14 protein-coding genes are annotated in these 12,686 nt (G+C 56.3%); 4 read left to right on the top strand and 10 right to left on the bottom strand.

Going from position 1 to position 12,686, the window contains the following annotated elements; translation table 11 throughout:
* Positions 1-7: 7 nt before the first annotated feature.
* The 4 genes from nrdE to KOSB73_RS04670 form a co-directional block, all read right to left on the bottom strand.
* Complete coding sequence (gene nrdE / locus KOSB73_RS04685) at positions 8-2,152, bottom strand: class 1b ribonucleoside-diphosphate reductase subunit alpha (RefSeq protein ID WP_098140282.1); 2,145 nt, start codon at positions 2,150-2,152, stop codon at positions 8-10.
* Positions 2,125-2,535, bottom strand: coding sequence for a class Ib ribonucleoside-diphosphate reductase assembly flavoprotein NrdI (gene nrdI, locus KOSB73_RS04680; protein ID WP_004104769.1), 411 nt, complete (start codon positions 2,533-2,535; stop codon positions 2,125-2,127). Before nrdI ends, nrdE begins: the two co-directional genes overlap by 28 nt.
* On the bottom strand, positions 2,532-2,777 hold the full coding sequence (gene nrdH, locus KOSB73_RS04675; RefSeq protein ID WP_004135058.1) for a glutaredoxin-like protein NrdH: 246 nt from the start codon (positions 2,775-2,777) through the stop codon (positions 2,532-2,534). The genes nrdI and nrdH overlap by 4 nt, the downstream gene beginning before the upstream one ends.
* 183 nt (positions 2,778-2,960) lie before the next feature.
* Positions 2,961-3,392, bottom strand: coding sequence for a carboxymuconolactone decarboxylase family protein (locus KOSB73_RS04670; RefSeq protein ID WP_024358417.1), 432 nt, complete (start codon positions 3,390-3,392; stop codon positions 2,961-2,963).
* An 87-nt stretch (positions 3,393-3,479) separates the two neighbouring features.
* On the opposite strand from KOSB73_RS04670, the gene pdxR reads away from it, so the two are divergent.
* Complete coding sequence (pdxR, locus tag KOSB73_RS04665; protein ID WP_049089879.1) at positions 3,480-4,838, top strand: MocR-like pyridoxine biosynthesis transcription factor PdxR; 1,359 nt, start codon at positions 3,480-3,482, stop codon at positions 4,836-4,838.
* A 63-nt stretch (positions 4,839-4,901) separates the two neighbouring features.
* Here pdxR and KOSB73_RS04660 read toward each other — a convergent pair whose 3' ends face one another.
* A complete protein-coding gene (locus KOSB73_RS04660; RefSeq protein ID WP_004123945.1) occupies positions 4,902-5,228 on the bottom strand; it encodes a DUF883 family protein in 327 nt (108 codons plus the stop codon).
* A 149-nt stretch (positions 5,229-5,377) separates the two neighbouring features.
* On the opposite strand from KOSB73_RS04660, the gene KOSB73_RS04655 reads away from it, so the two are divergent.
* On the top strand, positions 5,378-5,728 hold the full coding sequence (locus KOSB73_RS04655) for a DUF2002 family protein (RefSeq protein WP_004123942.1): 351 nt from the start codon (positions 5,378-5,380) through the stop codon (positions 5,726-5,728).
* Positions 5,729-5,764: 36 nt separating this feature from the next.
* On the opposite strand, the gene alaE is transcribed toward KOSB73_RS04655, so the two are convergent.
* Positions 5,765-6,220: an L-alanine exporter AlaE gene (gene alaE / locus KOSB73_RS04650; RefSeq protein ID WP_004123939.1), complete on the bottom strand. Its 456-nt coding sequence runs from the start codon at positions 6,218-6,220 to the stop codon at positions 5,765-5,767.
* Positions 6,221-6,926: 706 nt separating this feature from the next.
* Between alaE and stpA the strand changes: the two genes are divergently transcribed.
* A complete protein-coding gene (stpA, locus tag KOSB73_RS04640) occupies positions 6,927-7,328 on the top strand; it encodes a DNA-binding protein StpA (protein ID WP_004135062.1) in 402 nt (133 codons plus the stop codon).
* Positions 7,329-7,374: 46 nt separating this feature from the next.
* On the opposite strand, the gene KOSB73_RS04635 is transcribed toward stpA, so the two are convergent.
* From KOSB73_RS04635 to KOSB73_RS04620, 4 genes are all read right to left on the bottom strand, one after another.
* Positions 7,375-7,554 carry a YodC family protein gene (locus KOSB73_RS04635; protein ID WP_004123934.1) on the bottom strand — a complete coding sequence of 60 codons (180 nt, stop codon included), beginning with the start codon at positions 7,552-7,554 and terminating at the stop codon, positions 7,375-7,377.
* A gap of 91 nt (positions 7,555-7,645) precedes the next feature.
* Positions 7,646-8,167 (bottom strand): rhodanese family protein, encoded by a 522-nt coding sequence (locus KOSB73_RS04630; protein ID WP_098140281.1) that lies wholly within the window; start codon positions 8,165-8,167, stop codon positions 7,646-7,648.
* Between the two features lie 9 nt (positions 8,168-8,176).
* Complete coding sequence (locus KOSB73_RS04625) at positions 8,177-8,476, bottom strand: ArsR/SmtB family transcription factor (protein WP_004135065.1); 300 nt, start codon at positions 8,474-8,476, stop codon at positions 8,177-8,179.
* Positions 8,477-8,625: 149 nt separating this feature from the next.
* The gene (locus tag KOSB73_RS04620; RefSeq protein WP_098140280.1) at positions 8,626-10,410 is read right to left on the bottom strand and encodes a sigma-54-dependent Fis family transcriptional regulator; all 1,785 of its coding nucleotides are present in this window, start codon (positions 10,408-10,410) and stop codon (positions 8,626-8,628) included.
* Positions 10,411-10,660: 250 nt separating this feature from the next.
* On the opposite strand from KOSB73_RS04620, the gene exaC reads away from it, so the two are divergent.
* Complete coding sequence (gene exaC, locus KOSB73_RS04615; protein WP_004123921.1) at positions 10,661-12,181, top strand: acetaldehyde dehydrogenase ExaC; 1,521 nt, start codon at positions 10,661-10,663, stop codon at positions 12,179-12,181.
* Positions 12,182-12,686: the final 505 nt, after the last annotated feature.

Genomic DNA, 12,686 nt, shown 5'->3' with positions numbered 1-12,686 from the left:
GTTCTCCTTATAGCGCGCAGGACACGCAGCCTTCAATTTCGGTACCTTCCAGCGCCAGCTGGCGCAGACGGATGTAATATAGCGTTTTGATGCCCTTCTTCCACGCGTAGATTTGCGCTTTGTTGATGTCGCGCGTGGTGGCGGTATCGGGGAAGAATAGGGTTAGCGACAGCCCCTGATCGACGTGACGCGTCGCCTCGGCGTAGGTGTCGATGATCTTCTGCGGGCCGATTTCGTAAGCATCCTGATACAGCGCCAGGTTGTCGTTGGTCATAAACGGCGCCGGATAGTAAACCCGTCCGGTTTTCCCCTCCTTGCGGATCTCAATCTTCGACACGATCGGATGGATGCTGGAGGTCGCGTGGTTGATGTAGGAAATCGAGCCCGTCGGCGGCACCGCCTGCAGGTTGCGGTTATAAATACCGTAGCGCATCACGTCATCGCGCAGCTGCCGCCACATATCGCGGTCGGGCAGGACAATACCGGCACGGGCGAACAGCGCGCGGACTGTCGCCGTTTTCGGCTGCCAGTCGCCTTCCAGGTAGGGGCGGAAATAGTCGCCGCTGGCGTACCGCGACTGCTCGAATCCGGCAAAACGCGTCCCTTTTTCCCGCGCTATCAGCATCGAGGTGCGCAGCGCGTGCCAGGTGATGGTATAGAAATAGAAATTGGTGAAATCCAGGCCCGCTTCGCTACCGTAGGCAATACCTTCGCGCGCCAGATAGCCGTGCAGATTCATCTGCCCAAGGCCGATGGCGTGCGAAGCGGCATTGCCCGCCGCCACGGACGGTACCGAACGGATGTCGCTCATCTCGGAAACCGCCGTCAGGCCGCGCACCGCGACCTCGACCGTGCGGGCGAAATCAGGAGAGTCCATGGTGTGGGCGATATTCAGCGAGCCGAGGTTGCAGGAGATATCCTGGCCGATGCTGGCGTAATCCAGGTTTTCGTCAAAGGTAGAAGGCGAGTTGACCTGCAGGATCTCCGAGCACAGGTTGCTCATATTGATGCGCCCGGCAATCGGGTTCGCGCGATTCACCGTGTCTTCAAACATGATGTACGGATAGCCGGACTCAAACTGAATTTCCGCCAGCCGCTGGAACAGGTCGCGGGCGCGGATCCAGCGTTTGCTGACCCGCTCGTCGGCCACCAGTTGCGCATACATTTCGCTTACCGCGATATCGCCGAACGCTTTACCGTACAGGCGCTCGACGTCGTAGGGGGAGAACAGCGCCATCTGCGCATCTTCTTTCGCTAGCTGAAAGGTGATATCCGGAATCACGACGCCGAGAGAGAGCGTTTTAATGCGGATTTTTTCATCGGCGTTCTCGCGTTTGGTATCCAGGAACCGCAGGATATCGGGATGATGGGCGTGCAGATAGACCGCGCCGGCCCCCTGGCGCGCGCCGAGCTGGTTGGCGTAGGAGAAGGCGTCTTCCAGCATTTTCATCACCGGTACCACGCCGGAGGACTGATTCTCGATGCGCTTGATTGGCGCCCCGGCTTCGCGAAGGTTGGAGAGCAGAAACGCCACGCCGCCGCCGCGCTTGGATAGCTGCAGCGCCGAGTTCACCGCCCGGCCAATGGATTCCATATTATCTTCGATACGCAGCAGAAAGCAGGAGACCAGTTCGCCGCGCTGCTGTTTACCGGCGTTGAGGAACGTCGGCGTGGCGGGCTGAAAGCGCCCGGAGAGGATCTCATCGGTCAGTTGATGGGCCAGCGTCTCGTTACCCTGCGCCAGGGCCAGGGCCACCATGCAGGTGCGGTCGGCAAAGTCTTCCAGGTAGCGCTTTCCATCGAAGGTTTTCAGCGCGTAGCTGGTATAGAACTTCCATGCGCCGAGAAACGTCTGGAAGCGAAAACCGCCGTCCCGGGCATGGGCAAATAGCTCGAGAATAAACTGGCGATCGTAGCGTGCCAGCACCCTGGCATCGTAATAGCCTTCGGCGACCAGCCACATCAGCTTGTCGTCCTGGCTGGCGAAGGGCACGGTATTGGGCGCGACGTGGCTGGCCATAAACGCCGCCACCGCCTGATGGTCTTTGTCAAACGGGATGCGGCCGTTGCTGTCGTAGAGATTCAGCATCGCGTTGAGGGCGTGGAAATCCGGCGCCTCGCTGGTTATACGTTCTGCGGTTGTCGTTGCCAAAATTCGCTTACTCCTTTACGCACGTTGTCGACATCTTGCGGGGTGCCCATCAGTTCAAAACGATAGAGATACGGTACGCCGCATTTCTGCTTGATGACGTCGCCAGCCCGGCCATAGGCCTCGCCAAAATTGCGGTTGCCCGCGGCGATGACGCCGCGAATGAGCTGGCGGTTGTGCGGATCGTTAAGAAAGCGGATCGCCTGTCGAGGGACCGCGCCCGCCGTGCCGCCGCCGCCATAGCTGGGGACGATGAGAATGTAGGGTTCGTCTACCTGGATGCGCTCGCGCTCGTTAAGCGGAATACGCACGGCGGGCAGCCCCAGACGCTGGACAAACCGGTGCGTGTTTTCCGAACTGCTGGAGAAGTAGACGATCAGGCTCATACGCTGGCCGCTGTAACTGTCGGGCGCAGGCGGTTGATCATGTCGGGACGAAAGCCGGACCAGCGGGTCTCTCCGGCAATGACCACCGGCAGCTGGCGGAAACCTTGCTCGCGCAGCAGATCGACGGCTTCAGGATGGTGGTCGATATTGATCGTGTCGAATTCAAACCCGCGGGTTTCCATGGCCCGCTTAGTGGCATGGCACTGTACGCAGTCGTTTTTAGTGTAAATAGTAATGCGCATGATTCGTATTTCCATTTAAAATAGCAGTACGGCGCTAAAACTGACGTCGCGTGCTATGGGTTACCGATAAAGGAAATACTAGATGTAGTTATTTAAAAGTTCAACAACGCAATATATATGGTTTTTGTAAAGATTAGCCCCCGCAAAAGGATTCTGCGGGGGGCGGGACTTTGTAACGTGAAATTACAGGCGCATGCTCACCGCCAGGCGGTTAAAGGCATTCATCAGGCTGATGGCGAAGGTCAGATCGCTAATCTGGCGGGCGCTAAAATGGTCCAGCAGCGGCAGATAAACATCGTCTTGCGCATGGCTTTCGGCGATATGGGTGACCGATTCCGCCCACGCCAGCGCCGCGCGTTCGGCATCGCTGAAATGGGCGCTCACCCGCCAGCCTGCCAGCGCGTCCAGCTTGTTCTGCGCCACACCGGATTTACGCAGGGCTTTGCTGTGCATCTCCAGGCAGAAGGCGCAGCCGTTGATTTGCGACACCCGCAAATACACCAGTTCGATCAGCGCGCCATCCAGCTCGCTTTTTTCCAGCGCAATTTTGGCCTGAACCAGGGCGTTATAGACTTCCGGGCTCAGTTCATTGTACGGCTGACGTAGTGTGTTCATTTTACTCTCCTCATTAAGACGCGAGGAAAATAGCACTATAATGGACTGCATAAGATAGCCATATTGTGATGAAAAAAGCAGACCATGATGGACGCCCAAAAAATCCCCCATTACCGACGCATTGCCAGGCAGCTTAAGCAGGCGATTGAGCGCGGCGAGCTGGCTCCCGGCAGCAGGCTGCCTGCGAGCCGGGTATATGCTCAGGAGCTTGGCGTATCGCGGGCGACGGTTGAGAACGCCTGGGGCGAGCTGGTGGCGCAGGGGTGGCTGGAGCGGCGCGGACAGGCGGGGACCTTTGTTAGCGAGCGGCTTATTCCGCAGCAAAACGCGCCCGTTCAGCCCGTCGCGGGCGATGAGCCCGCGGCGCCGCTGCCGTTTCAGCTGGGGCTGCCCGCGCTGGATCTGTTTCCACGCGGCCTGTGGGCGCGCGTGATGGGGCGGCGTCTGCGTACGCAAACGCGTTTTGACCTTGCGCCAGGCGATCCCTGCGGAGAACTGACGCTTCGCCGGGCGATCGCCGATTATTTGCGCCTGTCGCGCAGCATTGAATGTCGGCCTGAGCAGGTCTTGATCACCGGTAGCTACGCGGCCTCGATGCGCCTTATATTGCGCACGCTGGCGCGGCCTGGCCAGCAAATGTGGATGGAAGATCCGGGGTTTCCGCTGATCCGCCCGGTAGTGAACGACGAGGGGGTAGCGATCAACCCCGTTCCGGTCGACGACGACGGGATGGATATTGCCTGGGCGCAGCGGCATTACCCGACTGCCCATTTCGCGCTGCTGACCCCGGCTCATCAGAGCCCGCTCGGCGTGGCGCTCTCGCTGTCCAGGCGCAGACAGCTCCTGCTATGGGCGGCGCAGAATAACGCGTGGATTATCGAAGATGATTACGATAGCGAATTCCGCTATCACGGTAAGCCGCTGCCGCCGCTGAAAAGCCTCGACGCCCCGCAGCGGGTCATCTATGCCGGGGCGTTCAGCAAGTCTTTGTTTCCGGCATTGCGCGCTGCCTGGCTGGTGGTGCCTGAACCGCTGGTGGCGCAGTTTCGTGAACAGGCCGCGCTAATGAGCTGTAGCGTGCCGACGCTGTGGCAGCAGACGCTGGCGGATTTTATTCGCGAAGGCCACTTCTGGCGACATCTGAAGAAAATGCGCGCCAGCTATGCCCAGCGCCGCCTGTGGCTTGAGTCGGCGCTACGCGCGCAGGGCTTTACCGTGGTGCCTCAAGCGGGGGGGATCCAGATGGTGGTCAGGGTGGCCGGTGACGATCGCCTTCTGGCGCAGCGCGCCAGGCGGGCCGGTCTGGCCGTCCAGGCGCTGAGCGACTGGCGGATGGAGAGTCGGGGAGATGGGGGGCTGATCATGAGCTTCACTAATCTGACGTCGGCGGAAATGGCCAACGAGGCCGTGCGTAAGCTTGATGCCGCGCTTTACGCGAAGAGATAACAAAAACCCCTGCAGAGCAGGGGTCGACGCGTATTTGTTATCTTCATGGGTCTGGCAGTTTTATTATCGACGTAAATTCAGTAATACGCCAATAAATACCCCAACGGCTGCTGCGGCGCCGACGCTTTGCCACGGTTTGTCGCGCACGTAGCTGTCAGCGCAGCCCATGGCGTCGCACGCCGCCTGCTGGACGCGGTTGTTGCCGTTAAGCCGGGCGCGGGTCTCTTTCAGCAGCGCCTGCGCTTTTTTGCGCGCGGCCTCCGCTTCGTCTTTGGCGTCGCTGCCCCACGATTTCAGCACCTCTTCCAGCGTATCCGCTAATTGGCTGACATCGTTATGGATATCTTCAGCGCTCTCTTCTACGTTGTTGCGGTTTGCTCGGTTGGCCATTGGTTTCTCCCTTAATTCCATTGAGTCTATAAGTGTAGGACAAGATTTTGAATTATGCTGTAAATAGCCCTTTATGGAATATTCCGAAAGCGTTGCCTTTAATGAATAAGGTAAGGTTAACGTGCGGTAAAAGATAATGAGGAATGAGTATGTATTTAAGACCCGATGAGGTGGCGCGTGTTCTTGAAAAAGCCGGCTTCACCATGGATGTTGTGACGCAAAAAGCGTACGGCTATCGCCGTGGCGATAATTATGTTTATGTGAACCGTGAAGCTCGTATGGGGCGTACCGCGTTAATTATTCATCCGGCTTTAAAAGAGCGCAGCACAACGCTTGCGGAGCCCGCGTCGGATATCAAAACCTGCGATCATTATGAGCAGTTCCCGCTCTATTTAGCGGGGGATGCTCAACAGCATTATGGTATTCCACACGGGTTCAGTTCGCGAATGGCGCTTGAGCGTTTTCTGAGCGGCCTGTTTGGCGAAACGCAGTATAGCTGACAAAAAGCGGCTGGCGGAACCAGTCGCTTTTTTGCATCAACTCAGGCTTTGGCCTGCGGGCAGGGGGCTGACGCGGAACAGGCGACGGCAGTAGTCGAGGAAATAGCCGTACGCGGCGCCCATCATCATTGATACCACGATATTGGAACTCACCGCCGCGGCTATCTGATGCCAGTCGGCGCCGACAACCAGCAGAATCGCCACGTATACCGGTGACTGGAACGTCACATAGGCCACCACATCGGCAATGTTCTTCATCCAGCCGGACGCGCTGATGCGACGCGCCTGGCGCATCGCGAAATCGCGATAAAAGCCGTAAGGCACCGCAATAATAATGTTCACCGGAATCGCCACCAGTCGCGAAGATAACGACTGCTGAAAAGTCATTCCGGAGAGAAAAATTTCGATCATCATGTTTACAACGGTGCAGTAAACCACCATCGCAAAGGTGTCTGCTACCGCATGACGCAAGCGGGACTGCGCAGAGAACATCGGTGTGCTCCTCGAAAATGAAGTCGATAATGCCAGAAGATTGGCGGGAAATCAGCGTTTTTGGGTGCCTGTTTTGATGTGCGTAGATTATATCTCTGCATTAAAAGAGGCAACTAGCTATAAATTTTTATTTAAAGGCTTTTGGTCGATAAAATACTCTGCTTCAGGCTGTTTTTTGTTCGTTACGCTACTTTTGTTGCCATTGTTTATTTTTATAATACATTTCAAATAGATAGTTGATTTGTGCGCCGTAGGGATCGGCGGGAGGCCGGGGCGAGAGAGGGCGATTGCGCGACAGAATCGCGTCGCGGCGGGCGTAGCGTCACTTTTGGCATTTTTTACTCGTCAAAAAGCAAAATGTCAGCATGATATGCTGATTTATTCGCTGGGTGAGCATTCAGATTTTTTGCATGACTATTCCGCCAGCGTCAGTGCCGCCTTGTGATGGCCTGGCGTGGATATACGGATAACCTGCTGAGCATGCAGGAAATAAGCTAAAGGTAGTGGCTGGTTGATATTTTTCTTTTCGCCCAGGTTTATTCACTGCGTGAAATTTCGCTTTTATCGATTTGTTTATCTTATTTATTGTCAAATATAGCGGATGCTATATCCGCAATTAGTGAAAGGCTGGAAATAAATAATCGTATCAATTAAACTAGCGCCGTAATCTTTGTTTCATTTGCTATTTGGGAATTTTTTGAATTATATGTCATTACTATTAGAGAAATTGAATAATATCCGTTCACTCCGCGCCATGTCCCGTGAATTCTCCATTGACGTGCTTGAAGATATGCTGGCAAAGCTAAGGACCGTCACTGAAGAAAAACGTGCTGAAGAGCAGGCTGCTCAGGCACTGCGGGCAGAACATCAGGAGAAACTAAATACCTGGCTGGAATTAATGATTGCTGATGGTATTACGCCTGAACAATTAGTGGGCCACAATAGCGCTTCCTCGAAAGGCAACAAAAAGCGCCAGCCGCGTCCGCCTAAATATCGTTTTACCGATCATACCGGCGCCGAGAAAACGTGGACCGGGCAGGGACGTATGCCGAAGCCGCTTGCGAAAGCGGTGGCTGAGGGAAAATCCCTTGATAGTTTCCTGATCTAATCGTTAAAACGGTGGGGAAACCCACCGTTATCGTTACCCGGCTTAATCAGCATACGCCAAAATCGCCGTCTTCTTTATATGCCGTCACATCGGCTGCCTTCAGCGTATATTTCTCGCCCTGCTCGTTGCTTGCCTGAACGGCAATAATGCGATCGTCCTCGACTTCAACGACTTTAAGTTTTGGCCCACCCGCGCGCGGTTGTACCAGGTCACCGACTGAAAACATACTGCTTCTCCTGTGTGCTGATAAATCTTTCGCTGACAATAACCATAGCTCAGCAAAAGCGTTACCAACAACTGAGCAAAAGAGGTAGAGGCTAGAGGCGGTTCCACGGCATCAAAGCCAAAAGACGCGCCATACCGCAAAAACCGGTGATCCCGGCGAAGGTTAATCCGGTGCCGACGAAGGCGCTAAGCAGAAAAAAGCCGCTGTTAAAAGCGTAACCTAAAGCGACGCCAAGCAAGATCAGAACCCCGGCGACGATCTGGACCTGGCGCATCAGCGGCAGCGGCTGAGATTTATCCTCTTTCACCGGCAGACCCGCCGCTTTCCACGCCTGAATTCCGCCAGCCAGCAGCTTTGCCTGCGCCGGTGCGGCGGCCTGCGCCAGACGGGCGGCATTATTCTGCGTGCGCGAACCCGCCTGACAGTGAAAAACGATCGTCTCTTCAGGGCTGGCGCGCAGCGCCGCGCCATTCGTCAGGGTTGCCAGCGGCACGAGTTCCGCGCCGGGAATATGCTCGCGGGCGTATTCATCGGCATCGCGGATATCGATCAGCCGCGCGCCGTGGTCGATGAGGGCCCGGGCTTCGGCAGGAGAAAGAGTAGCAATAGTCATAAACGCTCCTTAAGGGCAATAGATTGACTTCAGCGTGGTGACGATGTGCCGAACCGCTGGCCGGGTAATGAAGTAGTGGATGCGCTGCGCCTGACGTTCGCAGCCGATCAGGCCTTCATCGCGCATTCGCGCCAGATGCTGGGAGGTTGCGGAGGGGCTCAGCCCGGTGATGCGCGCCAGTTCGCCGGCGCTGGTGCCCGGCGCATCGCATAGCATGCACAGAATCAATAGCCTACTGGGGTGGCTCATGGCTTTCAGCAGCGCGGCGGCTTCCCCGGCGCTGGCCTGTAGCTGTTCGGGTGTATTCATTTATTTTAGTCTTTTCTAAATTTAGTGAAGTCTAAAATAAAAAGCCGCAGTGCGCCAGCACTGAATGCTGCAGTGACAAAATGGCGCGGCTGAAACCTGGTAACGGTAATGACGGTAATATGGCCGCTGCGCTTCACGCCGCGAGCGAATCAGAAGCGGCTTCCGCGACGAGCGGCGCGGCGATACAGCGTGCTGCGCGCGACGCCTAAAGCCTGCGCGGCCTTACTGATATTGCCGTTATAGCTTGCCAGCGTATCGGCAATCAGCTGCGCATCGTGCTGCTGAAGCCCACGCGGCGGGCGGGGGGCGGGCGAACTTCGGTATTCCTGGGGCAAATCACCCACTGTCAGCGTTTCACCCTCTTCGGCGAGCGCCAGCAGTACCCTCATCAGGCTTTGCAGCTGGCGGACGTTGCCTGGCCAGGGCTGAGTCGCCAGGTGTTGCACAAGCGCCGGGCCCAGCGCGACGCGACGCTTTTCTCCGCCAAGATCGCGCCACAATCGCTGGATAAACGCCGGGAGTTCAGGCCACTCGCGCAGCGGCGGCAGCGTCAGAGCAAACTCGCGCAGGCGGTAGAGCAGATCTTCGCGGAAGGTACCTTCCGCGACGCGCTGCGCCAGGTTGCGGTGGGTGGCGCAAATCACAGCGAAGTTAACCGGCGAGCTCCGGCTGGCGCCAAGCGGCGTGACCTCTTTCTCCTGTAAGATCCTCAGCAGCCGGGTCTGCAGCGTTAACGGCATATCGCCGATCTCGTCAAGAAACAGCACGCCGCCGTCGGCCTCGCGAATTTTGCCGATATAGCCGTTTTTGTTTGCGCCGGTAAACGCCCCGGGCTGGTAGCCAAACAGCTCGGATTCAATCAGCGATTCCGGAATGGCGGCGCAGTTGATGGCGACGAACTTGCCGCCGCTCCAGCGGCTGTGCCGGTGCAGGGTGCGGCTGACGTACTCTTTGCCGCAGCCGGTTTCGCCTTCGATACACAAACCGATCCCGGCGTTAAGCAGACGCAGCAGCTTCTCCCCTTCGCGCTGGCTGGAGAAGGGCAGATCGATACCTGGGCGTGGGGTCACCGCGACGCTTGCGGTAGCGGGCGCGCGCAGACGGTAATAGTAGTGCCGATCCCCGGCGGCGAGCGGCAGCGGTATGCTGACGGCGGTTTGCCGCAGCCGTGGAAAAAGCTGCTGGAAGGTGAGATGGCCGAACTGTTCTGCGTTGAGCGAGAATTCGCGCATCGCCAGCCGGTTGGCGGCCGTCAGAACCGTGTCCGTAAACACCAGCAGCAGTTCGTCGACGCCGTCGAGTTTCTCCGGCTGAGGATGCAGGCTCATCAGCCACTGCTGCGGATGCAGACTCTGCTTAAACCACAGATATTCTATTTGCTTCGCGGCGCCTTTCACCCACGCCAGCGTTCGCGCGTGCGGATAGTGCGCCGGGCCGGAGATATCCAGCACCCCGGCGATATTGCCATCGGGGCTTTGCAGCGGCACGGCGGCGCAATAAAGTCCCCGGTTGCTGGTCAGGAAATGCTGGCGGCCATCGATTTCGCAGCTGTCGTCAATCGCCAGCGCGGTGCCAATGGCGTTGGTTCCGCGTCCGCTTTCGCTCCACAGATTGCCCGGCGCTAAAGCGAAGCGCTGCGCTTTCTGCATGGCGTGCGTATCGCCAAAGGTTTGCAAAACCAGACCGCTGGCGTCGGAGAGAACCACGACGGATTGCAGGTCGTTGACTTTGCGGGAAAGCGCATTGACGACCGGCTGGGCCAGCGTTTGCAGGCGGCTGTGGCTGGCGAGCCTCTCGGCCAGTTCGCTGGCGTGCAGGCGAGGGAAGTCATCCGTGGCGGGGTCGAGGCCATAGCGCTGGCTGCGGCACCAGGAGTCGCTCAGCAGCGGACTCGCTTCGATCTCTGGCGTCAGGGCAAACGGATTTCCTGGCACGGGACACCTCGTGGTTTTATTTGTGTTGCAATATTGTAGCTATAAGGTTTTTGTAGTGTTGCGATTTGCGACACATAAGAGACATTCCGTGCGACAGAACGAAAAGTGAATTTATTAAGTAATTGAAAATAAATAATTATTTTAAACCTGGAAAAATGGCATAACCCCTGCAATGGAGGAGAGGCGCAGCGAGCAGCCGTACAAAACTAATACGCCGCTGCGCTTCAACCCTACATGAAGGAGATTCGCGATGCGTTATGCACATCCTGGCACGCCGGGCGCTTTGGTTGCACTGAAGTCAGCCTACGGTAACTTTATTGACGGTAAATTTGTCGAACCGATCGGCGGTGAATTCTTTATGAATACCTCCCCGGTCGACGGTAGCAACATCGGGCAGTTTCCGCGTTCTGATGCCAAAGATATCGACTTCGCCCTTGATGCGGCGCACCGGGCCGCCGACGCCTGGGGTAAAACGTCGGCTCAGCATCGCGCGAATCTGCTGCTGCAGGTTGCCGACCGTATTGAAGCCAATCTGGAATATCTGGCGGTGGCGGAGAGCTGGGATAACGGCAAGCCGATCCGCGAAACCCTTAACGCCGATCTGCCGCTGGCGGTCGATCACTTCCGCTATTTCGCCGGCTGCCTGCGCGCGCAGGAGGGAAGCACGGCGGAGATTGATGAAACGACGGTGGCTTACCATTTCCATGAGCCTCTCGGCGTGGTCGGGCAAATAATTCCGTGGAACTTCCCGCTGCTGATGGCCGCCTGGAAGCTGGCTCCGGCGCTGGCGGCTGGCAACTGCGTGGTACTTAAACCGGCGGAGCAGACGCCGCTTAGCATTACGCTGCTGCTGGAGATTATTGGCGATCTGTTCCCGGCGGGCGTGCTTAACGTGGTGCAGGGTTTTGGCAAAGAGGCGGGCGAAGCGCTGGCAACCAGTAAACGCATCGCCAAAATCGCCTTTACCGGCTCCACGCCGGTAGGCCGGCATATTATGGCCTGCGCGGCGGAAAATATTATCCCCTGTACCGTTGAGCTGGGCGGGAAGTCGCCGAATATCTATTTTGCCGACGTGATGGAAGGCGAAGAAGAGTATATCGAGAAGGCGGTAGAGGGCCTGGTGCTGGGCTTCTTTAACCAGGGCGAGGTCTGCACCTGCCCGTCCCGCGCGCTGATTCAGGAGTCTATCTACGAGCCCTTTATGGCGCGGGTCATGGATAAGGTAGCGCAAATTCGCCGCGGCGACCCCTTTGATACCGACACGATGATCGGCGCGCAGGCGTCGCGTCAGCAGTTCGATAAGATCCTTTCCTATATTAAGATCGCCCGCGATGAAGGCGGTAAGATCCTGACCGGCGGCGAACGCGCCAGTATCTCTGCCGAACTGGATAACGGTTTCTATATTCAGCCGACGCTGATTCAGGGGCGCAACGATATGCGCAGCTTCCAGGAGGAGATCTTTGGCCCGGTTATCGGCGTCACCACCTTTAAAGATGAAGCCGAGGCGCTGTCTATTGCTAACCAGACCCAGTTTGGCCTTGGGGCCGGGGTGTGGACGCGGGATACCAATCTGGCCTATCGCATGGGGCGCGGCATTAAGGCCGGCCGAGTGTGGACCAACTGCTATCATATTTACCCTGCGCACGCCGCGTTCGGCGGTTACAAACAGTCCGGCGTAGGGCGCGAAACCCATAAGATGGCGCTTAACGCCTATCAGCAGACGAAGAACCTGCTGGTGAGCTACGGCACGGCGCCGCTGGGTCTGTTCTGATCGGCGCCGTCAGCTATTTATTTTAGGAAAACCCGCAATCTTCAGCACGGATTGCGGGTTTATTATTCCACAAAGAAAGTGCTGTTATTCGTTTTGCCTTCCTTACTTTCACATGAAATACCCTTGCCATTGATATCCCCTATATATAATTACTCAGGTGATTATTGTTTATTTGGTTACGAAAATAAGATTAAAACCAATCTAGGATTTATCCTAATATTGTGTAAATTCACGGTCCGCTCACAGAATGATTGCCGAAAAATCGCGGTAAATTTAAGTGTGATTGTTAAATTACACTGTCTGATGTTGATTTTTAATGTTGTTGTCTCGTGATTTTTGGTTGCGTTAATTAACAAACAGAGCAATGTTTTGAATATTATTTTCATATGTAAAATAAAACAGCATTTCATTAACATAACAAAATATTGCGAATTGTAATGGGTAAGGATAGTATTTATTTGTTCCCTTAATGAATGGTTTATCAATTACGCCGAAGTAACTTTCT

The organism is Klebsiella grimontii (assembly GCF_900200035.1).
Lineage (GTDB): Bacteria > Pseudomonadota > Gammaproteobacteria > Enterobacterales > Enterobacteriaceae > Klebsiella > Klebsiella grimontii.
This window is presented reverse-complemented; position numbering and strand designations above follow the sequence as displayed.